26 protein-coding genes are annotated in these 25,776 nt (G+C 60.8%); 23 read left to right on the top strand and 3 right to left on the bottom strand.

Annotation, left to right across the window (positions count from 1 at the left end):
- Positions 1-112 precede the first annotated feature (112 nt).
- Complete coding sequence (locus tag QMX98_RS11850; RefSeq protein WP_010461897.1) at positions 113-631, bottom strand: DUF2062 domain-containing protein; 519 nt, start codon at positions 629-631, stop codon at positions 113-115.
- Positions 632-766: 135 nt separating this feature from the next.
- Here QMX98_RS11850 and QMX98_RS11845 point away from each other — a divergent pair, with 135 nt between their 5' ends.
- The 12 genes from QMX98_RS11845 (at position 767) to QMX98_RS11790 (ending at position 12,229) form a co-directional block, all read left to right on the top strand.
- Positions 767-3,001 (top strand): DNA internalization-related competence protein ComEC/Rec2, encoded by a 2,235-nt coding sequence (locus QMX98_RS11845; RefSeq protein ID WP_282410790.1) that lies wholly within the window; start codon positions 767-769, stop codon positions 2,999-3,001.
- Between the two features lie 98 nt (positions 3,002-3,099).
- Positions 3,100-3,735: a MotA/TolQ/ExbB proton channel family protein gene (locus tag QMX98_RS11840; RefSeq protein ID WP_010461893.1), complete on the top strand. Its 636-nt coding sequence runs from the start codon at positions 3,100-3,102 to the stop codon at positions 3,733-3,735.
- Complete coding sequence (locus QMX98_RS11835; protein ID WP_282410789.1) at positions 3,732-4,163, top strand: biopolymer transporter ExbD; 432 nt, start codon at positions 3,732-3,734, stop codon at positions 4,161-4,163. Before QMX98_RS11840 ends, QMX98_RS11835 begins: the two co-directional genes overlap by 4 nt.
- Positions 4,163-5,173, top strand: a complete 1,011-nt coding sequence (gene lpxK, locus QMX98_RS11830; protein WP_010461890.1) for a tetraacyldisaccharide 4'-kinase — start codon at positions 4,163-4,165, stop codon at positions 5,171-5,173. Before QMX98_RS11835 ends, lpxK begins: the two co-directional genes overlap by 1 nt.
- Before the next feature lie 25 nt (positions 5,174-5,198).
- The gene (locus tag QMX98_RS11825; RefSeq protein WP_010461887.1) at positions 5,199-5,384 is read left to right on the top strand and encodes a Trm112 family protein; all 186 of its coding nucleotides are present in this window, start codon (positions 5,199-5,201) and stop codon (positions 5,382-5,384) included.
- Positions 5,381-6,145: a 3-deoxy-manno-octulosonate cytidylyltransferase gene (gene kdsB, locus QMX98_RS11820; RefSeq protein ID WP_282410788.1), complete on the top strand. Its 765-nt coding sequence runs from the start codon at positions 5,381-5,383 to the stop codon at positions 6,143-6,145. Before QMX98_RS11825 ends, kdsB begins: the two co-directional genes overlap by 4 nt.
- The gene (locus tag QMX98_RS11815) at positions 6,145-6,609 is read left to right on the top strand and encodes a low molecular weight protein-tyrosine-phosphatase (RefSeq protein WP_010461884.1); all 465 of its coding nucleotides are present in this window, start codon (positions 6,145-6,147) and stop codon (positions 6,607-6,609) included. The genes kdsB and QMX98_RS11815 overlap by 1 nt, the downstream gene beginning before the upstream one ends.
- Complete coding sequence (murB, locus tag QMX98_RS11810; RefSeq protein ID WP_282410787.1) at positions 6,606-7,625, top strand: UDP-N-acetylmuramate dehydrogenase; 1,020 nt, start codon at positions 6,606-6,608, stop codon at positions 7,623-7,625. The genes QMX98_RS11815 and murB overlap by 4 nt, the downstream gene beginning before the upstream one ends.
- Before the next feature lie 245 nt (positions 7,626-7,870).
- Positions 7,871-8,341, top strand: a complete 471-nt coding sequence (locus QMX98_RS11805) for a (2Fe-2S)-binding protein (RefSeq protein ID WP_010461879.1) — start codon at positions 7,871-7,873, stop codon at positions 8,339-8,341.
- Positions 8,338-10,659, top strand: coding sequence for a xanthine dehydrogenase family protein molybdopterin-binding subunit (locus QMX98_RS11800; protein ID WP_102594313.1), 2,322 nt, complete (start codon positions 8,338-8,340; stop codon positions 10,657-10,659). The genes QMX98_RS11805 and QMX98_RS11800 overlap by 4 nt, the downstream gene beginning before the upstream one ends.
- Positions 10,659-11,642 (top strand): XdhC family protein, encoded by a 984-nt coding sequence (locus QMX98_RS11795; protein ID WP_282410786.1) that lies wholly within the window; start codon positions 10,659-10,661, stop codon positions 11,640-11,642. Before QMX98_RS11800 ends, QMX98_RS11795 begins: the two co-directional genes overlap by 1 nt.
- Complete coding sequence (locus QMX98_RS11790) at positions 11,639-12,229, top strand: nucleotidyltransferase family protein (RefSeq protein WP_282410785.1); 591 nt, start codon at positions 11,639-11,641, stop codon at positions 12,227-12,229. Before QMX98_RS11795 ends, QMX98_RS11790 begins: the two co-directional genes overlap by 4 nt.
- A 108-nt stretch (positions 12,230-12,337) precedes the next feature.
- Here the strand turns inward: QMX98_RS11790 and rne are convergent, their stop codons facing one another.
- Entirely contained in the window at positions 12,338-15,556 is a 3,219-nt protein-coding gene (gene rne / locus QMX98_RS11785) for a ribonuclease E (protein ID WP_282410784.1), read from the bottom strand.
- A gap of 700 nt (positions 15,557-16,256) precedes the next feature.
- On the opposite strand from rne, the gene rluC reads away from it, so the two are divergent.
- The 3 genes from rluC to sppA are packed head-to-tail and all read left to right on the top strand — an operon-like array spanning position 16,257 to position 18,882.
- Positions 16,257-17,219 (top strand): 23S rRNA pseudouridine(955/2504/2580) synthase RluC, encoded by a 963-nt coding sequence (rluC, locus tag QMX98_RS11780; protein ID WP_010461871.1) that lies wholly within the window; start codon positions 16,257-16,259, stop codon positions 17,217-17,219.
- Positions 17,206-17,868, top strand: coding sequence for an HAD-IA family hydrolase (locus QMX98_RS11775; RefSeq protein WP_010461869.1), 663 nt, complete (start codon positions 17,206-17,208; stop codon positions 17,866-17,868). The genes rluC and QMX98_RS11775 overlap by 14 nt, the downstream gene beginning before the upstream one ends.
- 24 nt (positions 17,869-17,892) lie before the next feature.
- On the top strand, positions 17,893-18,882 hold the full coding sequence (gene sppA / locus QMX98_RS11770) for a signal peptide peptidase SppA (protein WP_010461867.1): 990 nt from the start codon (positions 17,893-17,895) through the stop codon (positions 18,880-18,882).
- A 48-nt stretch (positions 18,883-18,930) separates the two neighbouring features.
- On the opposite strand, the gene QMX98_RS11765 is transcribed toward sppA, so the two are convergent.
- Positions 18,931-19,509 carry a nucleoside triphosphate pyrophosphatase gene (locus QMX98_RS11765; protein WP_172792426.1) on the bottom strand — a complete coding sequence of 193 codons (579 nt, stop codon included), beginning with the start codon at positions 19,507-19,509 and terminating at the stop codon, positions 18,931-18,933.
- Between the two features lie 105 nt (positions 19,510-19,614).
- Between QMX98_RS11765 and QMX98_RS11760 the strand changes: the two genes are divergently transcribed.
- From QMX98_RS11760 to pabC, 8 genes are all read left to right on the top strand, one after another.
- Positions 19,615-20,142, top strand: a complete 528-nt coding sequence (locus QMX98_RS11760; protein WP_004371317.1) for a YceD family protein — start codon at positions 19,615-19,617, stop codon at positions 20,140-20,142.
- A gap of 13 nt (positions 20,143-20,155) precedes the next feature.
- A complete protein-coding gene (rpmF, locus tag QMX98_RS11755; protein WP_008152339.1) occupies positions 20,156-20,338 on the top strand; it encodes a 50S ribosomal protein L32 in 183 nt (60 codons plus the stop codon).
- Between the two features lie 4 nt (positions 20,339-20,342).
- Positions 20,343-21,353 (top strand): phosphate acyltransferase PlsX, encoded by a 1,011-nt coding sequence (gene plsX / locus QMX98_RS11750; protein WP_081853961.1) that lies wholly within the window; start codon positions 20,343-20,345, stop codon positions 21,351-21,353.
- 126 nt (positions 21,354-21,479) lie between these two features.
- On the top strand, positions 21,480-22,418 hold the full coding sequence (gene fabD / locus QMX98_RS11745; RefSeq protein ID WP_282410783.1) for an ACP S-malonyltransferase: 939 nt from the start codon (positions 21,480-21,482) through the stop codon (positions 22,416-22,418).
- Positions 22,419-22,434: 16 nt separating this feature from the next.
- Entirely contained in the window at positions 22,435-23,178 is a 744-nt protein-coding gene (gene fabG / locus QMX98_RS11740; protein ID WP_010461854.1) for a 3-oxoacyl-ACP reductase FabG, read from the top strand.
- Between the two features lie 191 nt (positions 23,179-23,369).
- Positions 23,370-23,606, top strand: a complete 237-nt coding sequence (acpP, locus tag QMX98_RS11735; RefSeq protein ID WP_003442511.1) for an acyl carrier protein — start codon at positions 23,370-23,372, stop codon at positions 23,604-23,606.
- A 108-nt stretch (positions 23,607-23,714) separates the two neighbouring features.
- Positions 23,715-24,959, top strand: coding sequence for a beta-ketoacyl-ACP synthase II (gene fabF, locus QMX98_RS11730; protein WP_008152330.1), 1,245 nt, complete (start codon positions 23,715-23,717; stop codon positions 24,957-24,959).
- Positions 24,959-25,774, top strand: a complete 816-nt coding sequence (gene pabC / locus QMX98_RS11725) for an aminodeoxychorismate lyase (RefSeq protein ID WP_010461852.1) — start codon at positions 24,959-24,961, stop codon at positions 25,772-25,774. The genes fabF and pabC overlap by 1 nt, the downstream gene beginning before the upstream one ends.
- The last annotated feature ends 2 nt before the right edge of the window (positions 25,775-25,776 follow it).

The raw sequence follows: 25,776 nt of genomic DNA, 5'->3' as shown, positions 1-25,776 counted from the left end.
AGCCTCGCTCCTACAGGTCTGATGGTGAACTGTAGGAGCGAGGCTTGCCCGCGAAGGCGTCAGCTCAAACACCATAAAAAAACGGCCTCCAACAATGGAGGCCGTTTTGCATTTACTGCATCCGGTTTCTCTTGCGCCGCTTCCACTGCCGCCCAACCCACCAGCGCCAATACATCATCACCAGGCAATAGGCGAGGGCGCCCAGCACCAGTCCCGTCACCACTGAACCCAGCAAAAACGGCTGCCACAAGGTGGAAAGCTCACCACTGATCCATTCCCAGGTCAGCTCGTCCGGCAAATGCCTGGCCGGCACGTCCATTAACCACGCTCCCGTCTGATAGGTGCAGAAGAACACCGCTGGCATGGTAATCGGGTTGGTCAGCCAGACCAGGCTGACGGCGATGGGCATGTTGCCCCGCACGACGATCGCCAGAATGGCAGCGACCAGCATCTGCAACGGAATGGGCAGGAAGGCCGCGAACAGGCCCACCGCCATGGCCCGTGCGACGGAATGACGATTGAGGTGCCAGAGGTTCGGGTCATGCAGCAGGGTGCCGAGAAAGCGTAAGGATTTGTGTTCCCTGATGCTGGTCGGGTCTGGCATGTAACGTTTGAATAAGCGCCGGGGCATAAGGCTTCTCGGTCGGTTAAGGCGGCAAGTATGTCTGGATTCTATGAACCGCCCATTCAGACTTTGTGACAATTAATAACCGTGCGCGTGCAGTCGGGCAGCTATGCCTAGGGTGGGACTCTCAAGGACGGGCGTATGCGCACAGGGATGATGGCGCTGGCGTTGGGTTTGCTGGCCCTGCGTTTTTTACCGGTTTTACCGCCGGTCTGGTTATGGATGTTGCTGCCGGTCGTGGGTTTGATGCTGTTGCCGTTTCGGACTCACCCGTTGGCGTTTTTTCTGTTCGGCTTCAGTTGGGCGTGCGCGAGTGCGCAGTGGGCGCTGGATGATCGCCTGTCGCTGACGCTCGATGGCGAGACTCGTTGGGTCGAAGGTCGGGTGACGGGCTTGCCGCAGAATGCCGAAGGGGTGGTGCGCTTCGAGTTGACCGACAGTCAGTCCCGAAGCACCCGGCTGCCCCGGCATCTGCGCCTCGCCTGGTATGACGGACCGCCCGTCAACAGCGGCGAACGGTGGCGGCTGGCGGTCAAGTTGAAGCGTCCTGCCGGGCTGCTCAATCCGCATGCCTTTGACTACGACGCCTGGCTGCTGGCGCAACGCATCGGCGCTACCGGTACGGTCAAGGATGGCCATAGGCTGGCCGCCGCCCAATGGGCCTGGCGTGACAGCATTCGGCAGCAATTGCAGGTCGTCGATGCCCAAGGCCGGACGGGGGCGCTGATCGCATTGGTGTTGGGCGACGGCGGCGGGCTGAGTCGCGAGGACTGGCAAGTGCTGCAAGACACCGGCACCGTGCATCTGCTGGTGATTTCCGGGCAGCACATCGGGTTGCTGGCGGGGCTGGTGTATCTGCTGATCGCCGGGCTGGCGCGCTATGGTCTGTGGCCGAGCCGTTTGCCCTGGCTGCCATGGGCCTGCGGACTGGCGTTTGCCGCTGCGCTGGGTTACGGGTTGCTGGCCGGTTTTGAGGTGCCGGTGCGCCGGGCCTGCGTGATGATCGGTCTGGTGTTGTTGTGGCGGCTAAGGTTTCGGCACCTTGGCGCCTGGTGGCCGCTGTTGCTGGCGCTCAATGGCGTTTTACTGCTCGACCCGCTGGCGAGCCTGCAACCGGGGTTCTGGTTGTCCTTCGCAGCGGTGGCGGTGTTGATCTTCACTTTCGGTGGGCGTCTGGGGCCGTGGCGTTGGTGGCAAACGTGGACCCGTGCGCAATGGCTGATCGCGATCGGACTGTGCCCATTGCTATTGATACTTGGCTTGCCGATCAGCGTCAGCGGACCAGTGGCCAATTTGCTGGCGGTGCCTTGGGTCAGTCTGGTGGTATTGCCGCCAGCCTTGCTCGGGACGTTGTTACTGCCCGTCCCTTATGTGGGCGAGGGGTTGCTGTGGCTGGCGGGCGGTCTGGTCGACCTGTTGTTCAAGGGGCTGGCCTTGATGGCCGGGCGATTCCCCGCCTGGGTGCCGGTCGCGGTGCCGGTGTGGATTTGGGCGCTCGGTACGCTGGGGGCCTTTCTTCTATTACTGCCTAAAGGGGTGCCGTTGCGCCCGTTGGGTTGGCCGCTGCTGCTGTTGCTGGTTTTTCCACCTCGCCCGATGCTTGCCGAAGGCGTCGCCGAAGTCTGGCAGCTGGACGTCGGCCAGGGCCTGGCCATCCTGGTGCGCACCCGCCATCACACCTTGTTGTATGACGCCGGGCCGCGTTTTGGCGATTTCGACCTCGGCGAGCGGGTGGTGCTGCCGTCATTGCGCAAACTGGGCGTGTCCGGGATCGACCTGATGCTGCTCAGTCACGCCGACGCCGATCACGCCGGCGGTGCACGTGCGGTTGCCAACGGATTGCCGGTGACGCAGGTCCTGAGCGGTGATTCCGAGGCGCTGCCAGCCGAATTGCGCGCCGAAGGCTGTGAAAGCGGCCGGCAATGGACCTGGGACGGTGTGGACTTCCGTCTCTGGCAATGGACATCCGCCTCCGACAGCAATCAAAAATCCTGTGTCTTGCAGATCGAAGCCAATGGCGAGCGATTGCTGCTGACCGGTGATATTGATGCGGCAGCCGAGCGGGCATTGCTCGACAGTCCGCTTGCCGTGCCGACCGATTGGCTGCAATCGCCTCACCACGGCAGTCGCAGTTCCTCTTCGATGGCGCTGCTCGCCGCGTTGCAACCCAAGGCTGTGCTGATATCCCGTGGCCAGGGCAATTCCTTTGGCCACCCGCATCCCACGGTCATGGCGCGCTATCAAAAACGCGGCATGGCGATCTACGACAGCGCCACCCACGGCGCCATTCGTCTGCAACTGGGACGGTTCAAGCCGCCATGGACGATGCGTCTGGATCGGCGTTTCTGGCGCGATCCGCCACCGTTGGGCCCATAACCGCCAGTTATGAAAGCCCGACCGGATGCGACATCACGGTCTTCGGTGCATCCGGCCCCTATGTTAGAGTGGCGCACTTTTTCGAGGGGGCTGTCACTGTGTGGGAATTGGTCAAATCCGGCGGGTGGATGATGCTGCCGATCATTCTGAGTTCCATCGCGGCAATGGCGATCGTCGCCGAGCGTCTCTGGACCCTGCGAGCCAGCCGTGTGACCCCTGAGCATTTGCTCGGGCAGGTCTGGGTGTGGATCAAGGACAAACAGCTCAATAAAGAAAAACTCAAGGAACTGCGCGCCAACTCACCGTTGGGCGAGATCCTGGCGGCGGGCCTTGCCAACTCCAAACATGGTCGCGAGATCATGAAAGAGTGCATCGAAGAGGCCGCCGCACGGGTGGTTCATGAACTCGAACGCTATATCAATGCGCTGGGCACCATCGCCGCCATGGCCCCATTGCTGGGCCTGTTGGGTACGGTGCTGGGCATGATCGACATTTTCAGCGCGTTCATGGGCACGGGCATGGGCACCAATGCCGCGGTGCTGGCGGGCGGTATCTCCAAGGCGCTGATCACTACGGCCGCTGGCCTGATGGTCGGTATCCCAGCAGTATTCTTTCACCGATTCCTGCAACGCCGGATCGATGAGCTGGTGGTGGGTATGGAGCAGGAAGCGATCAAACTGGTCGAAGTGGTTCAGGGCGACCGTGATGTGGACCTGGCCGAGGGCAAAGCGTGAAATTCCGCCGCAAACCGCGGGAAACGGTCGACATCAACCTCGCGTCGCTGATCGACGTGGTGTTTATCCTGCTGCTGTTTTTCGTGGTCACCACTACGTTTACCCGTGAAACCCAGTTGCGCGTCGATCTGCCGGAAGCGGTCAGCGGTTCGCCTGCCGAAGACCAGCAGGTCAAGCACCTGGACGTTGCCATCAGTGCCGAAGGCGCGTTCTCGGTGAACAATCAGCTATTGCCGAAGAACGACCTCGCGACGCTGATGGAGGCGCTGCAAAAAGAATCCAATGGCGACACCAGCCTGCCGCTGTCCATCAGCGCGGATGGCAAGACTCAACATCAGTCGGTCATCACCGCCATGGACGCCGCCGGCAAGCTGGGTTTCAGCCACTTGCGCATGACCACGGTCGAAGCGGCACCGCCCGCGCCCTGATGGCCATGTCCGATCGCTTGCTCGCCGCGTGGTACCAAGGTCATCCGGCCTTGAAACTGTTGCAGCCACTGGAGTGGCTGTACCGGCGCATCGTCATGAACAAGCGCAAGCGCTTTCTGGCGGGCGAGGGTGAGATTTATCAGCCGCCCGTGCCGCTGATCGTGGTCGGCAATATCACCGTCGGCGGCACTGGCAAGACGCCGCTGATTCTGTGGATGATCCAGCATTGCCAGCGCAGCGGCTTGCGGGTCGGGGTGGTCAGCCGGGGTTACGGCGCCAAACCGCCGCAATTGCCGTGGCGCGTCGAGGCCGATCAAAGCGCGGACATTGCCGGCGACGAACCGCTGTTGATCGTCCAGCGCACGGGCGTGCCATTGATGATCGACCCGGATCGCAGCAGCGCCGTCAAAGCGCTGCTGGCGAGTGAACCGCTGGATCTGATCCTCTCCGATGACGGCATGCAGCATTACCGGCTGGCCCGGGACCTGGAACTGGTGTTGATCGACGCCGCCCGCGGCCTGGGCAACAAACGCTGCCTGCCGGCCGGTCCCTTGCGTGAACCGGTCGAACGCCTTCAGAGCGTCGATGCCGTGCTGTACAACGGCGCCGCCAATGATCGCGAAAACGGTTTTGCCTTCCAGCTGCAACCTACCGAACTGGTCAACCTGCAAAGTGGTGAGCGTCGCCCCCTCGACTACTTCCCCGCAGGTCAGGCACTGCACGCCGTGGCCGGGATCGGCAATCCGCAGCGTTTCTTCACGACCCTCGAAACGCTACACTGGCAGCCAGTGCCGCATGCGTTTGCCGACCACGCCGAATACAGCGTGCAGGCCTTGAATTTCACACCGTCATTGCCGTTGGTGATGACCGAAAAGGACGCGGTGAAGTGCCGTGCCTTCGCCGCCGCCGATTGGTGGTACCTGGCGGTCGATGCTGCGCCATCGCCGGCTTTCGTGGCCTGGTTCGATACGCAGCTGATGCGCCTGTTGCCGGCTCGTCTTTTGCCTTAACTCCGTTCTTACCCAGGGAATGCTCATGGACACCAAATTGCTCGACATCCTCGCTTGCCCGGTCACCAAAGGCCCCCTCAAACTCAGCGCCGACAAGACCGAGCTGATCAGCAAGGGCGCCGGCCTGGCTTACCCGATTCGCGATGGCATCCCGGTGATGCTCGAAACCGAAGCCCGCACCCTGACCACCGACGAGCGCCTGGATAAATGACCACAGCCTTTACCGTTGTCATTCCATCGCGTTATGCCTCCACCCGTCTGCCGGGCAAACCGCTGCTGCTGATCGCCGGCAAGCCGATGATCCAGCACGTCTGGGAGCAGGCGAGCAAAAGCAGTGCCGAGCGTGTCGTGGTCGCCACTGACGACGTGCGCATTGTTGAGGCGTGCAAGGCGTTTGGCGCCGATGTGGTGCTGACCCGCGAAGATCACAATTCCGGTACCGATCGCCTGGCCGAAGTCGCCGCGAAACTCGGCCTGGCCGCCGACGCCATCGTGGTCAACGTCCAGGGTGACGAACCGTTGATTCCGCCGAGTGTGATCGATCAGGTGGCTGCCAACCTGGCCGCCCACGCCGAAGCGCGCATGGCCACCCTGGCCGAGCCGATCGAAGACGTGGAAACCCTGTTCAATCCCAACGTGGTCAAGGTTGTCAGCGACCTTAATGGCTTGGCGCTGACCTTCAGTCGTGCCACGTTGCCGTGGGCCCGCGACGCGTTCGCCAAAAGCCGCGAGCAATTGCCGGAAGGCGTGCCGTACCGTCGCCACATTGGCATCTATGCCTACCGCGCCGGTTTCCTGCACGACTTCGTCAGCTGGGGCCCGTGCTGGCTGGAAAACACTGAATCCCTGGAACAGCTGCGTGCCCTGTGGCATGGCGTGCGGATTCACGTCGCTGACGCACTGATCGCACCGCCCACCGGCGTCGACACCGTCGAAGACCTCGAGCGCGTCCGTCGCCTGCTGGAGGCCTGATGCGCGTTCTGTTCGTGTGCCTGGGCAACATCTGCCGTTCTCCGACGGCCGAAGGCGTGCTGCGGCATAAATTGCGCGAGGCGGGGCTGGCCGATCACATCGAAGTCGCCTCCGCCGGCACCGGTGACTGGCACGTCGGCAAGGCGCCGGACAAACGCAGCCAGGCCGCCGCCAGACTGCGCGGTTACGACCTGTCCGCCCAACGCGCACAGCAAGTGACCCGCGCCGATTTTTCCGCGTACGACCTGATACTGGCGATGGACAACAGCAACCTGCGCCACCTCAAGGCCCTGCAACCGGCCAAGGGCAAAGCCGAGCTGGACCTGTTCCTGCGTCGCTACGAGTCAGAACTCGATGAAGTGCCGGATCCGTATTACGACGGGGACCAAGGCTTCGAGCAGGTGCTGGACCTGATCGAGCGCGCCAGTGATCGACTGGTGATCGAATTGAAGGGACGGTTATGAGTTTGCAGGTTCAACCCCGGGTTTCGCTCAAGTCGTTCAATACGTTTGGTGTCGACGTTCAGGCCCGGTTGTTCGCCGAGGCCCACAGCGACGCCGATGTGCGTGAAGCCCTGGCGTATGCGTCGGCCCATGACGTGCCGTTGCTGGTGATCGGTGGCGGCAGCAACTTGCTGCTGACGGCTGATGTCCAGGCGCTGGTGCTGCGCATGGCTACGCGCGGGATTCGGATCCTGAGCGATAACGGCAGCAAGGTCGTGATCGAAGCCGAGGCGGGCGAGCCTTGGCATCCGTTCGTGCAGCACACCCTGGCGCAGGGGTTGTCGGGGCTGGAGAACCTCAGCCTGATCCCCGGCACGGTCGGTGCGGCGCCGATGCAGAACATCGGTGCCTATGGTGTCGAGATCAAGGACGTGTTCGCCGGCCTGACCGCGCTGGATCGCCAGAGCGGCGAGCTGCGGGATTTCACCCTGGAAGAATGCAACTTCGCCTACCGTGACAGCCTGTTCAAACAGGAACCGGGGCGTTGGTTGATCCTGCGCGTGCGTTTCACCCTAAACCGCGCCGCGCACCTGCACCTGGAATACGGCCCGGTTCGCCAGCGCCTGACCGAGCAAGGCATCGATCAGCCGACTGCCACCGACGTCAGCCAGGCGATCTGCAGCATACGCAACGAAAAGCTCCCGGACCCGGCAGTACTCGGCAATGCCGGCAGCTTCTTCAAGAACCCTCTGGTGCCGACCGCGCTGGTCGCACAGCTGAAAAGCCAATACCCGGACCTGGTGGCCTACGCGCAACCCGATGGGCAGATGAAACTGGCGGCCGGCTGGTTGATCGAGCGGGCCGGCTGGAAAGGCTTTCGCGATGGCGATGCCGGCGTGCATAAATTGCAGGCGCTGGTGCTGGTCAACTATGGCAGCGCCACCGGCCTGCAATTGCTGCACCTGGCGCAGCAGATTCAGAAAGACATTTCCCAGCGTTTCAACGTCGACCTGGAAATGGAGCCGAATCAGTATTGAGGCTACGCTTTAATGGCTGATCTCAAAGCCCTGCACACCTTCAACTGTGCAGGGCTTTTTTGTTAATGCTGGGTTAACTTAGCCACCTAACGATGCAAGCATTTGCTCCACCAAAGGCCCGATGCAGACGTTGCCGTCCGCGTAAGAGAGCCTCTTAGCCTGAGCCGATCTGCATGATGCCAACCGCCAAGTCTCGGCGGCAGATTGCTCGACCCCATAACCTCCAGAAATATGCGGGCGTGCCCATGATTACCCTGAAGCTCAATGGTCAAGACCATCAACTCGACGTCACCGAGGATATGCCGCTGCTCTGGGCAATCCGCGACGTGGCCGGTTACAACGGCACCAAATTCGGCTGCGGCATGGGCCTGTGTGGCGCTTGCACCATTCATATCGAAGGCGCTCCGGCGCGCAGTTGCATCACGCCGATCGGTTCAGTGGTCGGCCAGAACGTCACCACCATCGATAACCTGCACGTCGACCCGGTCGGGCAAGTCGTGCAGCAAGCCTGGCTCGACAGCGCCGTGGCTCAGTGCGGTTTCTGCCAGGGCGGGCAGATCATGTCAGCGACGGCGTTGCTCAAGACCAACCCGAACCCTAGCGACGCACAGATCGAAGAGGCGATGGTCGGCAATATTTGCCGTTGCGGCACCTATAACCGGATCAAGACCGCCATCCGCCAGGCATCCACTCACCTGAAGGAGGCCAAGGCATGAGCCAGTTACCGAATGATTTTGCGCTGAGCAACCTCAGCCGCCGTGGCTTCCTTAAAGGCGTCGGTGCGACCAGTGCGTTAGTTCTGGTAGCAAGCTGGGGCTGGCAAGATGCGTTCGCCGAAGAAAAAGAGAAAAAATTCGGCGCCGACGGCATGCCCAATGGCTGGATCGATGATCCCAAGGTTTACATCAGCATTGCCGCTGACGGCATGGTGACCGTGGTCTGCAACCGTTCGGAAATGGGCCAGGGTGTGCGCACCAGCCTGACCATGGTAGTGGCCGATGAACTGGACGCCGACTGGGCCATGATGAAAGTGCAGCAAGCGCCGGGTGACGAGGTTCGCTTCGGTAACCAGGACACAGACGGTTCGCGCAGCATGCGTCACTGGTACGAGCCGATGCGTCGTTGCGGTGCCGCCGCGCGAACCATGCTGGAACAAGCGGCGGCTGAGCAGTGGAAAGTGCCGGTCAGCGAGTGCCATGCGCAGCTGCATAAAGTGGTGCACCAACCGAGCGGTCGTGAACTGGGCTACGGCGCTCTGGCCGCCGCTGCGGGTGCGCTGGCAGTGCCGGCCCGTGACAGCCTGCGGCTCAAGCAACCGTCGGAGTTTCGCTACATCGGCAAGGAAGGCACCAAGGCGATCGACGGTGCCGACATCGTCAACGGCCGCGCCATTTACGGGGCCGATGTGCATTTCGACGGCATGCTCTACGCCGTGATTGCGCGTCCGGCGGTTTATGGCGGCACGGTCAAATCCGTCGACTCCAGCGCGGCGATGAAGGTCCCGGGCGTGATCAAGGTCGTTCAGATCGAAGGCCGTCCGCTGCCATCCGAGTTCCAGCCATTGGGTGGCGTGGCCGTGGTGGCCAGCAATACCTGGGCCGCGATCAAGGGCCGCGAAGCGCTGAAAATCGAGTGGGATGACGGCCCCAATGCCAGTTACGACTCGATCGCCTACCGCAAAGAACTGGAAGCCGCGTCCCTCAAGCCCGGCAAAGTGGTGCGCAATACCGGCAACATCGACGACGCCATGAAAGGCGCCACCAGCACCCTCGAAGCCTCGTATTACCTGCCGCACCTGGCGCAGGCGCCGATGGAACCGATGGTCGCCATCGCCCGCTTCAAGGACGGTGTGTGCGAGGCCTGGGCCCCGAGTCAGGCGCCACAGGTCACCCGGGAACGGATTGGCGAACGCCTTGGTATTCCGTTCGATAAGGTCACGTTCAATGTCACCTTGCTTGGCGGCGGTTTCGGTCGCAAGTCCAAGCCGGACTTCGTCATCGAAGCGGCGATCCTCGCCAAGGAATTCCCCGGTAAAGCGGTGCGGGTGCAATGGACCCGTGAAGACGACATCCACTGCTCCTACTTCCACACCGTGTCCGCCGAGTACCTGAAGGCCAGCCTGGACAAGGATGGGCTGCCCTCTGGCTGGTTGCACCGCACCGTGGCCCCGAGCATTACCGCGCTGTTCGCCCCGGGCATGAACCACGAGGCGGCTTTCGAGCTGGGCATGGGCTTTACCAACATGGCCTACGCCATCCCCAACGTGCGCCTGGAAAACCCCGAAGCGGCGATTCATACCCGGGTCGGCTGGTATCGCTCGGTGTCGAACATTCCCCACGGGTTTGCGATCCAGAGCTTTGTCGATGAGCTGGCGCACAAGGCCAAGCAGGATCCACTCAAGTACCAGATCAAACTGCTGGGCCCGGATCGTCAGATCGATCCGCGCACCTTGAGTGAAGAGTGGAACTACGGCGAATCCCCCGAGCGTTATCCGATCGACACCGGGCGGATGCGCACGGTACTGGAAACAGCCGCCAAGGCCGCCGGTTGGGGGCGCGAGCTGCCCAAGGGCCGAGGCCTGGGCCTGGCGGTGCATTACAGCTTCGTCAGCTATGTGGCGGCGGTGATCGAAGTCGAAGTCAAAGACGACGGCACGTTGATCGTGCACAAGGCCGACATCGCGGTGGATTGTGGTCCGCAGATCAACCCCGAACGGATTCGCGCTCAGTTCGAAGGCGCGTGCGTCATGGGCCTGGGCAATGCCGTGGTCGGGGAAATCAGCTTCAAGGACGGCAAGGTGCAGCAGGACAACTTCCACATGTACGAAGTGGCGCGCATGTCGCTGGCGCCGAAGGAAGTGGCCGTGCATCTGGTGACGCCTCCGGGCAATGTGCCGTTGGGCGGAGTCGGTGAGCCAGGCGTACCGCCGATTGCGCCTGCTCTATGCAACGCGATCTTCGCTGCCACTGGCCAGCGTATCCGCAACTTGCCGGTTCGCTTCCAGCTGCAAGGTTGGCAGAAGGCGCAGGCCTGATGGACAGCGCGGATCTGAACGCTCTGCGCAGCGTGCTGGAATGGCGTCGCGCCGGTCGGCGGGTGGTGTTGTACAGCGTGGTCCAGACCTGGGGCACTGCGCCCCGGGCACCTGGCGCGATGCTGGCGTTGCGTGAAGATGGCGTGGTGATCGGCTCGGTGTCCGGCGGCTGTGTCGAGGATGATCTGATTGCCCGGCTGCACGATGGGCGGATTCCACCTGACGGGCCGCCGGTGCAATTGATCACCTACGGCGTCACCCGCGAGGAGGCCGCACGGTTTGGTTTGCCGTGCGGCGGCACCTTGCGCCTGACCGAGGAACGGGTCGGCGATCCAGGTTGGGTCGCCGAGTTGCTGGAACGCTGCGAGGCCCATGAAATAGTGGCTCGTTCGCTGGATATTGCGACCGGTGAAGTGATTTTGGAGGCGGCGAACAAAAGCGATGTGCTGAGCTTTGACGGCCACACCCTGCGCGCCATCTACGGTCCGCGTTGGCGGCTATTGCTGATCGGTGCGGGGCAATTGTCCCGGTATGTCGCCGAAATGGCGCGACTGCTGGATTTCGAAGTGCTGATCTGCGATCCGCGCAGCGAGTTTGTCTACGGTTGGGAAGAGCAGCACGGCCGTTTCGTCTCGGGCATGCCGGATGAAGCGGTGCTGACCATCGAGACCGACGAACGCACGGCCATCGTCGCCCTGACCCATGATCCGCGCCTGGATGATATGGCGTTGCTGACCGCTCTGGATTCCAGGGCTTTTTATGTCGGCGCCCTCGGCTCGCGGGTCAACAGCCTGAAGCGGCGGGAAAACCTGGCTCAGCTAGGCTTGTCATCACAGGCCATCGAGCGGCTGCACGGCCCGATCGGTTTGCATATCGGCAGCCACAGTCCCGCGGAAATCGCCTTGTCGCTGCTGGCCGAGATTGTGGCGATCAAGAACGGCGTCGAATTGAAGCAGAAGAAGCCGTTGCAGGAGGTTGTATGAGTGAACCCATCGGCGTCATCGTGCTGGCGGCGGGGCAGGGCAGACGCTTCAGGGAGGTGGCGGGAGCGGACAAGGACAAGCTGCTGGCCGACTGCACGGGGCGAGATGGCGCGGTTCGGTCGGTGATCGAGCACGTGCTGCTGAGTGTGCCAGCCAACCTTGGGAAGCGTGTGCTGGTGACGACCGAAGATCGCCCACAAGTGATGCGCATGGCTCAGGCGTACGGTTTCGAGAGTGTGAAGATCGGGCCTGCCGGGATGGGCGATAGCATTGCCGCCGGGGTGGCGGCATGTCCAGAGCTCAGTGGCTGGTTGATTGTGCTGGGGGATATGCCGTTTATCTTGCCTTCGAGTATCGAGCGGGTGGTGGCCGGGATTGCGAACGATTGCGTCAGTGTGCCGGTCCATGCGGGGAAGTACGGACACCCGGTTGGGTTCGGGCGCAGTTTTGGGCCGGGGTTGATGGCGTTATCGGGTGATCATGGGGCCAAGCCGTTGTTTGCGCAGGGCAGGGTGGTTGAAGTGACGGTGGATGATGCCGGGGTGTTGTGGGATGTGGATGTGCCCGCAGCATTAGTATTTTCCTGACACACCGTCTTGCCCGCGAAGAACGATAACGCGGTCTACTTGCTTTATCTCAGATGTAAAAAAGCCCCGCCTGGATCACCAGGCGGGGCTTTTTAGTGGCCGATGGAATCAGACGAGGGGTTTAGGCTCGTGTTCTTTTTCCAGGGCTTGTTCGTGTTGCTCGACCGCTTCCTGTACGGAGCGCGGTGCTTCTTCGATGACCGATTCGGCAACAGGTGCCGCTTCGATCACTTCAGCCACAACCGGTGCAGGCTCGTCAGCGACAATCGCTTCAACCGGAGCAGCAGCGGCAGCCAGTTCGGCTTCCTTCTGCAGACGCTCTTCTTCACGCTTGCGACGACGCACTTCACGTGGATCGTTCGGTGCACGGCCGCTTGGCGTCAGGGCGCTGGCAGGGGCGGCTTCGACTTGCGGTGCAGCTACTTCGGCAACGACCTGCGCCGGTGCTTCAACGACTGGAGCAGGCTCGGCAGCCACAATCACTGGCTCGGACACAATGGCTTCAGCAACCTGAGCTTCAGCAACCGGAGCAGGCGCTTCAACCGCAGCCGGCTCGGCAACCCAGTTGAACGCGGTTTGTTCTTCACGAACTTCGCGGACAGCTTCGGTTACGGTTTCGCTGGAGGTTTCGGCAGCTGGCTCGGCAGCAAAGACTGGCTCGGGGGCCGCTTCAACTTCAGGCTGTGCTTCACGAACCGGTGCCACTTCGATTTCCGGAGCCGCAGTGGCTTCTACCGGAGTCGTTGCTTCCACTACTGGCGCTTCGACCGAAGCCGTTTCCAGGGTGGCGGCCGTTGCGCGTTCGGCTTGCTCGTTGGCTTGCGCTTCAGCAGGCGCGCTGATCACGGTGCTGGCAACGGCTGCGGTAACAGCCAGGCCGGCGGCCAGATCGGAAGTGCTTGGCGCTTCGTTGCTTTCGCCCGCTTCGCTGCCTTCGGCGGATTCGGATTCTTCCGAACCTTCGATCACGTTGCCGTTGGCATCGCGTTGACGCTCACGACGGTTGCTGCGACGACGCTGGCCACGGGAGCGGCGGCGTGGACGATCGCCTTCGGCGCCTTCCTGACCGTCTTCCTGCAGTTGCTCTTCGTTGGTTACCAGTTCTTCTTCGGCAACCGCGGCAGCGGCTTGCTCGGCACGTGGCTGACGTTCTTCACGCGGTGGGCGCGGAGCGCGTTCTTCACGTGGCTGGCGAGCTGGACGCTCTTCAGCGGTCGCAGCAGCGGCTGGAGCAGTGGCATCCAGAGGTTCGCGCAGTTCACGCACGCGTTCTTCACGCTCGCCACGTGGCTTGCGGTCTTCGCGAGGTGCGCGCGGTGCACGTTCTTCACGAGGGGCGCGTGGTGCGCGCTCTTCACGTGGAGCGCGTTCTTCGCGGGCGACTACCGGGGTTTCTTCCCGGGCTTCGCGTGGTTGACGCTCTTCGCGTGGCTCACGTGGTGCGCGTTCTTCACGCGGTGCACGTTCCTCACGAGGCTTGCGCTCTTCATCGCGGCGACCGTTACGGTTGCGGCTCTGCTGACGACCGTTGCGACGCTCTTCGTTACGGGCCGGGCGCTCGGTGGTCGCTGGTTTTTCAACCACAACCGGAGCAGCAGGCTCTTCCTTGGTAGCAAACAGGCTGACCAGCGACTTCACCAAGCCTTTGAACAGGCTTGGCTCTGGCACGGCGATCGGTGCAGCAACAGGTGCGGCAGCGACGACTTCGGTCGGAACCGGAGCGTTGGCGCGGGCCGGCGCGGTCTTGACTGCGGCTTCCTGACGAACCAGGGTGCGGGTCGCGGCGGCTGGCTGGACTTCTTCGACTTCGGCAGCGGCTGCTGCGATTTCGTAGCTGGACTGGCCGACTGCGGCTTCCGGGCTGTCATCACGCAGACGCTGAACTTCGAAGTGCGGCGTTTCGAGGTGATCGTTCGGCAGAATGACGATGCGGGCACGGGTGCGCAGTTCGATCTTGGTGATCGAGTTGCGTTTTTCGTTGAGCAGGAAGGCTGCGACCGGAATCGGCACTTGGGCGCGAACTTCGGCGGTGCGGTCTTTCAGGGCTTCTTCTTCGATCAGGCGCAGGATCGCCAGGGACAGCGATTCAACGTCACGGATGATGCCGGTGCCGTTGCAACGCGGGCAAACGATGCCGCTGCTTTCGCCCAGGGATGGACGCAGGCGCTGACGGGACATTTCCAGCAGGCCGAAGCGCGAGATGCGACCGACTTGCACGCGAGCGCGGTCGGCTTCCAGGCATTCGCGGACTTTTTCTTCCACTGCGCGCTGGTTCTTGGCAGGGGTCATGTCGATGAAGTCGATGACGATCAGGCCGCCGATGTCGCGCAAGCGCAACTGACGGGCGATTTCTTCGGCGGCTTCAAGGTTGGTCTGCAGGGCGGTTTCTTCGATGTCGCTGCCTTTGGTGGCGCGCGCCGAGTTGATGTCGATGGACACCAGGGCTTCGGTCGGATCGATAACGATGGAGCCGCCGGAAGGCAGTTCAACGACGCGCTGGAAAGCGGTCTCGATCTGGCTTTCGATCTGGAAGCGGTTGAACAGCGGAACGCTGTCTTCGTACAGCTTGATCTTGCTGGCGTACTGCGGCATCACCTGGCGAATGAAGGTCAGGGCTTCGTCCTGGGCTTCAACGCTGTCGATCAGCACTTCGCCGATGTCCTGGCGCAGGTAATCGCGGATGGCGCGGATGATCACGTTGCTTTCCTGGTAGATCAGGAACGGCGCGGAGCGATCCAGCGAAGCTTCTTTGATGGCGGTCCAGAGTTGCAGCAGGTAGTCGAGGTCCCACTGCATTTCTTCGCTGCTGCGGCCCAGGCCGGCAGTACGAACGATCAGACCCATGTCGGCTGGTGCAACCAGGCCGTTCAGGGCTTCACGCAGTTCGTTGCGCTCTTCACCTTCGATGCGACGGGAGATACCGCCGGCACGCGGGTTGTTCGGCATCAGCACCAGGTAACGACCGGCCAGGCTAATGAAGGTGGTCAGGGCAGCGCCCTTGTTGCCACGTTCTTCTTTTTCGACCTGAACGATGACTTCCTGGCCTTCGCTCAGGACGTCCTTGATGTTGACGCGGCCTTCAGGGGCTTTCTTGAAGTATTCGCGGGAGATTTCTTTGAGGGGCAGGAAGCCGTGGCGCTCAGAGCCGAAATCGACAAAGGCAGCCTCAAGGCTTGGTTCGATGCGAGTAATCCGGCCTTTATAGATGTTGGCCTTCTTCTGCTCGCGTGCACCGGATTCGATGTCCAGGTCGTAGAGGCGTTGGCCATCTACCAGTGCAACACGCAACTCTTCGGGTTGAGTTGCGTTAATCAGCATTCTTTTCATGTAGTACCGTCGGTTTCCGGGCTGCCGGAAACGGCGTTCGGCACACACGACTTCTCATGGTCGGTGTCAGGTGCGTCGGGAGTGGTTGGCCATTCCCGTGTCCAGCGATGTCTGGCCAATTGGGCCGTTATCGCGACTTACGCGTCCTGCTTGCTGTGGCTACTTAAGCACTCAGTCAGGAGGAGGAATCAACCAGCGGCTGTGGACGAGATGAAGCGTCTTGATAAAGCCTATTGCTACACAGTCCAGCGGTTGTGCATCTCCACCCTACACGTATCCCTGATAATTCGGGTGCTGCCGCGCGCAGAATCCGCAGCGGGTTGGCATTTACCGTGAGCTCCGAAGGGGGAGGTCACGCATCATGGCTAATTTAGGCGTTGTTTCCGAAGCGTTCGCTCGGGGTCGTCCTTAGCTGACTGCACTTTGTGAACTGGCCATGAATATTGGCTCGCAAGGGGAGTGAAAACTCTGCTTTGCGGCTTGATTCAGGCCTCATGTCACCTGCGCTTGTTACAGCTGCAAACTCCACCGTTACGTAGCGAAAGCCCCGTAGGACGGCCTCGCGTCCTGGTGAATTGCGTTGGTCAGGGCCGGTTTTTGACCGTTAGTCCGCTGTCCAGGCCGCTTTTGGCGGCGTTCGCGACTATAGCAGCAATGATTAAGTGCTTCAATTCCATAAAAAATTGTTATCATCCGCGGCATGACGACTACTGCCCCTTCGACCCCAGCCGTACAACTGCTGGAGGTCTCGCCGGAATATGCCGGCCAACGTATTGATAACTTCCTTCTCGCTCGGCTCAAAGGCGTGCCCAAGACCTTGATTTACCGCATTTTGCGCAAGGGCGAAGTGCGAGTGAACAAAGGTCGGATCAAGCCCGAATACAAGCTGCAGGCGGGCGATATCGTGCGCGTGCCGCCGGTTCGCGTGCCTGAGCGCGACGAGCCGGTGCCGCTGGCCCAGGGCCTGCTGCAACGCCTGGAAGCCTCGATTGTGTTCGAGGACAAAGCGCTGATCGTGATCAACAAGCCTTGCGGCATTGCGGTTCATGGCGGCAGCGGCCTGACTTATGGGGTGATCGAAGCCTTTCGTCAGTTGCGTCCCGATTGCAAGGAACTCGAACTGGTTCACCGTCTCGACCGTGATACCTCCGGCCTGTTGATGATCGCCAAGAAACGCAGCATGTTGCGCCACTTGCACACGGCCTTGCGCGGCGACGGCGTCGACAAGCGCTATATGGCGCTGGTCCGTGGTAACTGGGCGGCTTCGATCAAGCAGGTCCGGGCGTCGCTGGGCAAGAGCAATCTGCGTTCCGGCGAGCGTATGGTCGAGGTCGACGAGGAGGAGGGCAAGGAGTCTGTGACCGTGTTCAAGGTCCTGCGCCGCTTCGGCGACTTTGCCACCCTGATCGAGGCCAGGCCGATTACCGGCCGGACCCACCAGATTCGCGTCCATACCTTGCACGCCGGGCATTGCATCGCTGGCGACACCAAGTATGGCGACGAAGGTTTCAGCAAGGAAATTCGCGATTTAGGCGGCAAGCGCCTGTTTCTGCACGCCTACCTGCTGACTGTGCCGCTGCCCGATGGTGGCGAGCTGAAATTGCAGGCGCCGGTGGATGAAATGTGGGCCAAGACCGTGGAGCGCCTGAGTGCACCCCTCTGATTACAAACTGCTGATTTTCGATTGGGACGGCACGCTTGCTGACTCCATTGGTCGGATTGTCGAGGCGATGCATGTCGCGTCCGAACGGTCCGGGTTTCAGCTGCGCGATGATTTTGCCGTCAAAGGCATTATCGGTCTGGGTCTGCCTGAGGCCATTCGCACGTTGTACCCCGATATTGGCGATGCCGAGCTGATTGCGTTCCGCCAACACTATGCGGATCACTACATCGCCGCAGAGGCTGTGCCTTCACCGCTGTTCGAGGGTGTGCTCGAGTCGATGGAGGCGTTTCGCGCCGAGGGTTATCATCTGGCTGTGGCCACGGGCAAGGCGCGTCGCGGGCTGGATCGGGTGCTGAAAGCCCATGGCTGGGAAGATTATTTCGATATCACCCGCGCCGCCGACGAAACCGCCAGCAAGCCCCATCCGCTGATGCTTGAGCAGATTCTCGCGCATTGCGAGGTTCGCCCGGAGCAGGCGCTAATGGTGGGCGATTCGTCCTTCGACCTGCAGATGGCGCGTAACGCCGGTATGGATTCGGTGGCAGTCAGTTACGGCGCGCAATCGATCGACGCGCTGAAGCTGTTCGAGCCGCGACTGGCCATTGATCGTTTTTCAGAATTGCATGCCTGGCTGGGTCAGCGGGCTTAACGGGTTTTTGCTGGGGTAGATGTCATGACCGACGAATGGAAAGCGCCCGCCAAGGCGAGCGCAGAGAGCGGTGACGAAAAAAGCTGGAAGCTGCTGGAAACGACTTTGCTGGCCAGTGTCCAGGAGCAGCGCCGGTCTCGTCGCTGGGGTATTTTCTTCAAATTGCTGACCTTTGTGTACCTGTTTGGCGCGTTGATTCTGTTCACGCCGCTCATGGACATGGAAAAAAGCGCGACCCGCGGTTCCCACTACACGGCGTTGATCGATGTGACCGGCGTGATCGCCGACAAGGAGCCGGCCAGCGCCGACAACATCGTTGGCAGTCTGCGTGCTGCCTTCGAGGACGAGAAGGTCAAGGGTGTGGTCCTGCGCATCAACAGCCCGGGCGGCAGTCCGGTGCAGTCGGGTTATGTGTATGACGAGATCGTCCGTCTGCGCGGCTTGCACCCGGATACCAAGGTGTACGCGGTGATCTCTGACCTGGGCGCTTCCGGTGCTTACTACATCGCCAGCGCGGCGGATCAGATTTACGCCGACAAGGCGAGTCTGGTCGGTTCCATTGGTGTGACGGCGGCCGGTTATGGTTTCGTCGGCACCATGGAGAAGCTTGGCGTCGAGCGTCGGACCTACACGTCGGGCGAGCACAAGTCGTTCCTCGACCCGTTCCAGCCGCAGAAGCCTGAGGAAACTCAGTTCTGGCAGGGCGTTCTGGATACCACGCACCAGCAGTTCATCAACAGCGTGAAGAAAGGCCGTGGCGACCGTCTCAAGGATAAAGAGCATCCAGAGTTATTCTCCGGGCTGGTCTGGAACGGTGAGCAGGCGTTGCCGCTGGGTCTGATCGATGGCCTGGGGAGTGCCAGTTCGGTGGCGCGCGATGTAATTGGCGAGAAGGAGCTGGTGGATTTCACCGTTCAGGAATCGCCATTTGATCGTTTCTCGAAAAAGCTCGGTGCCAGCGTGGCTGAGCAACTGGCGATGTGGATGGGCTTCCAGGGGCCTTCGTTGCGTTGATTCTTTGGTTGCACCAGAAAACCGGCCGCAGTGGCCGGTTTTTTGTGTTCAGGGAATTTGCACGCCCTCGGCCAGTAGCATGTCGATCAGGCGAATCAGCGGCAGGCCGATCAGGCTGGTGGCGTCAGGGCCTTCGGTGCTTTGAAACAGGCTCACCCCCAAGCCTTCGGCCTTGAAGCTGCCAGCGCAGTCGTAGGGCTGTTCGGCGTGCAGGTAGCGCTCGATGCGTGCCGGGTCGAGGGTGCGCATGTGCACGGTGAAAGGCACGCAGTCGACCTGGCAGTCGCCGGTCTGGCTGTTGAACAGTGCCAGGCCCGTCAGGAAGGTCACGCTGGCACCGCTGGATGCCAGTAGTTGTTCGCGGGCCTTCTCGAAGGTGTGGGGTTTGCCGATGATTCGATCGCCGAGGACGGCAACCTGGTCGGAGCCGATAATCAGATGAGCAGGATGGCTGCCGGCCAGTGCCCGGGCTTTTTCTTCGGCAAGGCGTTTTACCAGTTCGATGGCCGTCTCGTCGGAGCGATGGCTTTCATCGATATCCGGCGAGCTGCAGGTGAATGGCAGCTGCAAGCGGGCCAGCAATTGCCGGCGATAAACCGAGCTTGAAGCGAGTAATAAAGGCAGCATGCGTATCTCCGGAAGACAGGCGCGAATTCTACCGAGGCTTCCAAGTGACGGACAGGGCTGAATTTCCTTTGACATGGCTGGGTGCATCCCTATAATGCTGCGCCTATGTTGAATGACCCGATTCCACCTCACGTTGACCCGCGCAAATTGGCTGACCGTGGCACCACCCTTCAAGGTGAACTGCTGCTGGCCGATTTGGAGAGACTCTGCGACCCGCTTTCCGATACTGTCGGTACGGTGCAGGCTAAATTCGTTTTTGAACGAGATGAACGTAAGTCTGTGGTAATCCACAGTTTTATCGACACCGAAGTCAAAATGGTTTGCCAGCGTTGTCTTGAGCTGGTCACCCTGCCGATCCATAGCGAATGCAGTTATGCTGTGGTGAAGGAGGGTGCGAATACCCAGTCGTTGCCGAAAGGTTATGACGTGCTGGAACTGGGCGAAGATCCATTGGATCTGCAGTCACTGATCGAGGAGGAGCTTCTGCTCGCCTTGCCCATTGTGCCTGCTCATCATCCGGAAGAATGCCAGCAGCCGGCGGGTCTCGATGAGCCCGAACCGAGCGAGGACGAGGTAACGCGGTCCAACCCGTTCAGTGTATTGGCGCAGTTAAAGCGTGACCCAAACGTTTAGGAGTTAATCAATTATGGCTGTTCAGCAGAACAAAAAATCCCGCTCTGCCCGTGACATGCGTCGTTCGCACGACGCCCTGACGGCAAGCACTCTGTCTGTAGAAAAAACCACCGGTGAAATTCACCTGCGTCACCACGTATCGCCAGAAGGCGTATACCGTGGCCGTAAAGTGATCGACAAGGGCGCTGACGAGTAATCACTTGTCTGCTCAAGTCATCGCGATTGACGCAATGGGCGGGGACTTCGGTCCCCGCAGCATTGTTCAGGCCAGCCTTGCTTGTCTGTCTGCTACGCCCTCGCTGCACCTGACCCTCGTCGGTCAACCCTCTCTTCTTGAAGAATTGCTCTCTGGCCAATCGGCTGTGGATCGCTCGCGCCTGTCGATTGCTCCGGCGTCCGAAGTCATCACCATGGACGAAAAGCCTGCCCAGGCCTTGCGTGGCAAGCCTGACTCGTCGATGCGCGTGGCGCTTGAGTTGTTGCGTGATGGCAAGGTCCAGGCCTGTGTCAGTGCCGGCAATACCGGTGCGCTGATGGCGTTGTCGCGGTTTGTGCTCAAGACGTTGCCCGGCATCGATCGGCCGGCGATGGTGGCGGCGATTCCAACGCAGAAGGGTTATTGCCAGTTGCTCGACCTCGGCGCCAACGTTGATTGCAGTGCCGAGCATTTATTGCAATTTGCGGTGATGGGCTCGGTGGCGGCAGAAACCCTCGGCATTGTTCGCCCGCGGGTGGCCTTGCTGAACATCGGCACCGAAGACATCAAGGGTAATCAGCAGGTCAAGCTGGCGGCGACCCTGTTGCAAGGCGCTCGCGGCATCAACTACATCGGCTTTGTCGAAGGTGACGGTTTGTACCGGGGCGAGGCGGACGTGGTGGTGTGTGACGGCTTTGTCGGCAATATCCTGCTCAAGTCCAGCGAAGGCCTGGCGACCATGATTGCCGGGCGCATCGAAGCCTTGTTCAAGAAAAACCTCGCCTCGAAAATGATCGGCGCGCTGGCGCTACCCCTGATGAAGCGTTTGCAGGCCGATCTGGCGCCTGCGCGACATAACGGCGCAAGCTTCCTGGGTTTGCAGGGGATTGTGGTGAAAAGCCACGGTTCGGCCGGGGTTCAGGGTTTTCAGAGTGCCATTTCCCGTGCGCTGATCGAGATCCAGGAAAACCTTCCGGAACGCATTCACGGTCGTCTGGAGGATTTGTTGCTTTAGGCGTTTTCGTCGGACAATGCTTAAATGTGACCGCTCAGTTCAATTGGCCATCCAACTGTCAGTTTCTTGCGTCCCCCAAGCGGGACGTCAAATTCTCCGACGACAAGATCATTAGGGGCTTGTTACATGTCTGCTTCCCTCGCATTCGTCTTTCCAGGACAGGGTTCGCAGTCCCTCGGCATGCTGGCCGAGTTGGGCGCACAACATCCGGTTGTCCTCGAAACATTCAAAGAAGCTTCCGATGCTCTGGGTTACGACCTGTGGGCACTGACCCAGCAAGGGCCGGAAGAGCAACTCAATCAAACCGATAAAACCCAGCCGGCCATTCTGACTGCCTCGATCGCCTTGTGGCGTCTGTGGCTGGCGGAAGGCGGCGCGCGTCCGGCTTACGTTGCCGGTCACAGCCTGGGCGAGTACAGCGCACTGGTCGCGGCGGGCAGCCTGAGCCTGGGCGCCGCCGTCAAGCTGGTGGAGCGCCGTGGTCAGTTGATGCAGGAAGCGGTTCCGGCCGGGCAGGGCGGCATGGCCGCAATCCTGGGTCTGGAAGATGCTGACGTGTTGGCCGCCTGTGCCGAAGCGGCGCAAGGCGAAGTGGTCAGCGCGGTCAACTTCAACTCCCCGGGCCAGGTCGTGATCGCCGGTGCCAAGGCTGCGGTCGAGCGCGCCATCGAAGGCTGCAAGGCTCGTGGTGCCAAGCGTGCCATGCCGTTGCCGGTCAGCGTGCCGTCCCACTGCGAATTGATGCGTCCGGCAGCCGAGCGTTTCGCCGAGTCGATCGCTGCCATTGACTGGCAGGCTCCGCAGATCCCTGTGGTGCAGAACGTCAGCGCCAATGTGCCGGCCGATCTGGAAACCCTCAAGCGCGATCTGCTTGAGCAGCTCTACAAGCCTGTACGCTGGGTTGAGTCGGTCCAGGTGCTGGCCGCCAAGGGCGCGACCCAACTGGTCGAATGCGGCCCTGGCAAAGTACTCGCCGGCCTGAACAAGCGTTGCGCCGAAGGCGTGTCGACATCCAACCTCAATACCCCAGACGCTTTCGCTGCCGCCCGTGCAGCGCTGGCCTGAATCAGGAGAAACTTGCATGAGTCTGCAAGGTAAAGTTGCACTGGTCACCGGTGCGAGCCGCGGTATCGGCCAGGCCATCGCCCTGGAACTGGGTCGTCAGGGCGCTATTGTTGTCGGTACCGCGACGTCCGCTTCCGGCGCCGAGCGTATTGCCGCTACCCTGAAAGAAAATGGTATTCAAGGCACTGGCCTGGAACTCAATGTCACCAGCGACGAATCCGTTGCTGCGGTGTTGGCAAGCATCACAGCACAGTTCGGTGCGCCGGCGATCCTGGTCAACAATGCCGGTATCACCCGCGATAATCTGATGATGCGCATGAAAGATGACGAATGGCATGACGTCGTCGATACCAACCTGAACAGTCTGTTCCGCCTGTCCAAGGGCGTTTTGCGCGGTATGACCAAAGCCCGTTGGGGACGAATTATCAGTATTGGCTCGGTTGTGGGTGCCATGGGCAACGCAGGCCAAGTAAACTACGCAGCCGCCAAGGCCGGTCTGGAAGGTTTCAGCCGTGCACTGGCGCGTGAAGTCGGTTCGCGTTCGATTACGGTAAACTCGGTGGCCCCAGGGTTCATCGACACCGATATGACCCGCGAACTGCCTGAGGCACAGCGTGAAGCCTTGCAGACGCAGATTCCGCTGGGCCGTCTGGGGCAAGCTCAAGAGATCGCGTCTGTGGTCGCTTTTCTTGCATCCGACGGTGCGGCTTACGTTACTGGGGCTACAATCCCGGTGAACGGCGGGATGTACATGAGTTAAATGTGACGGATTGCTTCAAAAAAATGTCATACGAGCTGTCTAAAATCCGTTATAAAGCTGCAATCTATTTATAGGCAGAGGGTCGTCGGGTTTGAGGAGTGAAGCTTTCAGTTGAAAAACTGAAAAGTCTTTCTATACACTTACCCACTGGCCAGCTGCCTGAATTTGTCCATTAGGAGTGAAAACAAGGTATGAGCACCATCGAAGAGCGCGTCAAGAAAATCGTTGCTGAGCAACTGGGCGTTAAAGAAGAAGAAGTGGTCAACACTGCTTCCTTCGTTGAAGACCTGGGTGCCGACTCCCTTGACACCGTTGAGCTGGTGATGGCTCTGGAAGAGGAATTCGAGACCGAAATCCCTGACGAAGAAGCTGAGAAGATCACTACTGTACAAGCCGCAATCGATTACGTTACTAACCACCAGGCTTAATAGCTTGTAATCGTTGCTTGCTGTCATGGAAAAACCGCACTGCCATCACGGCGTGCGGTTTTTTCTTTAGGCCTGATGCAAAGTCGTCATTTGAAAAAGGAGAGTGCTGTGTCGCGTAGACGCGTCGTAGTCACCGGTATGGGTATGTTGTCGCCACTGGGCACGGATGTGCCAAGCAGTTGGCAGGGCATTCTGGCTGGCCGCAGTGGCATTGGTCTGATCGAACACACCGACCTTTCTGCCTATTCCACCCGTTTTGGCGGCTCGGTAAAGGGCTTCAATGTCGAGGAATACCTGTCGGTCAAGGAAGCTCGAAAGCTCGACCTGTTCATTCAGTACGGTCTGGCCGCAGGTTTTCAGGCTGTACGTAACGCAGGCCTTGAAGTCACCGACGCCAACCGTGAACGCATCGGCGTGGCCATGGGGTCGGGTATTGGCGGTCTGACCAATATCGAAGAAACCAGCCGCACCCTGCATGATTCCGGGCCACGACGGATTTCTCCGTTTTTCGTGCCTGGCTCGATCATCAATATGATTTCCGGTTTTCTGTCCATCCACTTGGGTGCACAGGGACCTAACTACGCCATCGCCACCGCGTGTACCACCGGTACGCACTGCATTGGCATGGCTGCGCGCAACATCATGTACGACGAAGCCGACGTGATGATTGCCGGCGGCGCCGAGATGGCGGCTTGCGGTCTGGGCATGGGTGGCTTCGGTGCTTCCCGAGCGCTGTCGACCCGCAACGACGAGCCAACCCGTGCCAGCCGTCCATGGGACAAGGGCCGTGATGGCTTCGTCTTGTCCGACGGTGCCGGCGCCCTGGTTCTCGAAGAGCTGGAGCACGCCAAGGCGCGCGGCGCGACCATCTATGCCGAGCTGATCGGTTTCGGCACCAGCGGCGATGCCTACCACATGACTTCGCCTCCCGCCGATGGCGCCGGTGCTGCCCGTTGCATCACTAATGCCTTGCGCGATGCCAGGATCAATGGCGATCAGGTCCAGTACATCAACGCCCACGGCACCTCGACCTCGGCCGGCGACCTCGCCGAAGCCTGTGCGATCAAGTCGGTGTTCGGCGATCACGCCTACAAACTGGCCGTCAGTTCGACCAAGTCCATGACCGGTCACTTGCTGGGTGCAGCAGGCGCAGTCGAGGCGATCTTCAGCGTGCTGGCGATCAATAGCCAGGTAGCGCCACCGACCATCAACCTCGATGAGCCGGACGAAGGCTGCGATCTCGATTTCGTGCCGCACACCGCGCGCAATATGGATATTGATGTGGTGCTCTCCAACTCCTTCGGATTTGGCGGTACCAACGGCTCGCTGGTGTTCCGCCGGTTCGCTGACTGATGGACAGCTGGGTCGACGGTCAGCCGGCTGACGCTTTGTCGCTGAAGGATCGCGGCCTGGCTTACGGTGATGGTCTGTTCGAGACCATCGCCGTGCGTGGTGGGCAACCCTTGTTGCTGGACCGACATCTGTCGCGTCTGGCCGATGGCTGTTCACGGCTGGCGATCACTGCCGATCACGAGTTGATCCGCAGTGAGCTGCTGGCCTATGCCGCCGCACTGGGTCAAGGTGTGCTCAAGCTCATCCTCACCCGCGGCGACAGTCTGCGTGGTTACGCTCCCGATCCTTCGGCTCAGGCCCGACGTATTCTGCAAGGAAATCCCCCCGCTGCTTATCCTGCCGTTCATGGCGAGCAGGGCGTTCGCCTGTTCCCGTGTGCGACGCGACTGTCCAGGCAACCACTGCTTGCCGGCCTCAAACACCTGAACCGCCTGGAGCAGGTCATCGCCCGTTCCGAATGGCAGGACACCGAGCATGCCGAAGGCTTGATGCTCGACAGGACAGGACGGGTGATCGAAGGCGTATTCAGTAATCTTTTCCTGGTGCGCGATGGCGTGTTGATCACAGCCGATTTGAAGCGCTGCGGCGTGGCGGGTGTGATGCGTGCCGAATTATTGTTTCAAGCCGAGTCATTGGGGATCCCCACGCAAATCACCGACATCAGCCTCGATCAGCTGCAATGGGCCGATGAAGTCTTTGTCTGCAACAGCGTGTATGGCGTTTGGCCGGTGCGCGCCTATGCTGCGCTGAGCTGGCCGGTTGGGCCGCTCACCCGTAAACTCCAAACCATTGCCCATGCGCTACTGGATGCTTGATA

This window comes from Pseudomonas sp. PS02303 (genome assembly GCF_029959925.1).
GTDB classification, from domain to species: Bacteria; Pseudomonadota; Gammaproteobacteria; order Pseudomonadales; family Pseudomonadaceae; genus Aquipseudomonas; species Aquipseudomonas mandelii.
This window is presented reverse-complemented; position numbering and strand designations above follow the sequence as displayed.

What these genes read in the sequence shown, in the direction of transcription:
- QMX98_RS11850 (WP_010461897.1), bottom strand. Translation starts at nt 631, where the DNA reads ATGCCCCGGCGCTTATTCAAACGTTACATGCCAGACCCGACCAGCATC.
- QMX98_RS11845 (WP_282410790.1), top strand. Translation starts at nt 767, where the DNA reads ATGCGCACAGGGATGATGGCGCTGGCGTTGGGTTTGCTGGCCCTGCGT.
- lpxK (WP_010461890.1), top strand. Translation starts at nt 4,163, where the DNA reads ATGGCCATGTCCGATCGCTTGCTCGCCGCGTGGTACCAAGGTCATCCG.
- QMX98_RS11825 (WP_010461887.1), top strand. Translation starts at nt 5,199, where the DNA reads ATGGACACCAAATTGCTCGACATCCTCGCTTGCCCGGTCACCAAAGGC.
- kdsB (WP_282410788.1), top strand. Translation starts at nt 5,381, where the DNA reads ATGACCACAGCCTTTACCGTTGTCATTCCATCGCGTTATGCCTCCACC.
- QMX98_RS11815 (WP_010461884.1), top strand. Translation starts at nt 6,145, where the DNA reads ATGCGCGTTCTGTTCGTGTGCCTGGGCAACATCTGCCGTTCTCCGACG.
- murB (WP_282410787.1), top strand. Translation starts at nt 6,606, where the DNA reads ATGAGTTTGCAGGTTCAACCCCGGGTTTCGCTCAAGTCGTTCAATACG.
- QMX98_RS11805 (WP_010461879.1), top strand. Translation starts at nt 7,871, where the DNA reads ATGATTACCCTGAAGCTCAATGGTCAAGACCATCAACTCGACGTCACC.
- QMX98_RS11800 (WP_102594313.1), top strand. Translation starts at nt 8,338, where the DNA reads ATGAGCCAGTTACCGAATGATTTTGCGCTGAGCAACCTCAGCCGCCGT.
- QMX98_RS11795 (WP_282410786.1), top strand. Translation starts at nt 10,659, where the DNA reads ATGGACAGCGCGGATCTGAACGCTCTGCGCAGCGTGCTGGAATGGCGT.
- QMX98_RS11790 (WP_282410785.1), top strand. Translation starts at nt 11,639, where the DNA reads ATGAGTGAACCCATCGGCGTCATCGTGCTGGCGGCGGGGCAGGGCAGA.
- rne (WP_282410784.1), bottom strand. Translation starts at nt 15,556, where the DNA reads ATGAAAAGAATGCTGATTAACGCAACTCAACCCGAAGAGTTGCGTGTT.
- rluC (WP_010461871.1), top strand. Translation starts at nt 16,257, where the DNA reads ATGACGACTACTGCCCCTTCGACCCCAGCCGTACAACTGCTGGAGGTC.
- sppA (WP_010461867.1), top strand. Translation starts at nt 17,893, where the DNA reads ATGACCGACGAATGGAAAGCGCCCGCCAAGGCGAGCGCAGAGAGCGGT.
- QMX98_RS11765 (WP_172792426.1), bottom strand. Translation starts at nt 19,509, where the DNA reads ATGCTGCCTTTATTACTCGCTTCAAGCTCGGTTTATCGCCGGCAATTG.
- QMX98_RS11760 (WP_004371317.1), top strand. Translation starts at nt 19,615, where the DNA reads ATGTTGAATGACCCGATTCCACCTCACGTTGACCCGCGCAAATTGGCT.
- rpmF (WP_008152339.1), top strand. Translation starts at nt 20,156, where the DNA reads ATGGCTGTTCAGCAGAACAAAAAATCCCGCTCTGCCCGTGACATGCGT.
- fabD (WP_282410783.1), top strand. Translation starts at nt 21,480, where the DNA reads ATGTCTGCTTCCCTCGCATTCGTCTTTCCAGGACAGGGTTCGCAGTCC.
- fabG (WP_010461854.1), top strand. Translation starts at nt 22,435, where the DNA reads ATGAGTCTGCAAGGTAAAGTTGCACTGGTCACCGGTGCGAGCCGCGGT.
- acpP (WP_003442511.1), top strand. Translation starts at nt 23,370, where the DNA reads ATGAGCACCATCGAAGAGCGCGTCAAGAAAATCGTTGCTGAGCAACTG.
- pabC (WP_010461852.1), top strand. Translation starts at nt 24,959, where the DNA reads ATGGACAGCTGGGTCGACGGTCAGCCGGCTGACGCTTTGTCGCTGAAG.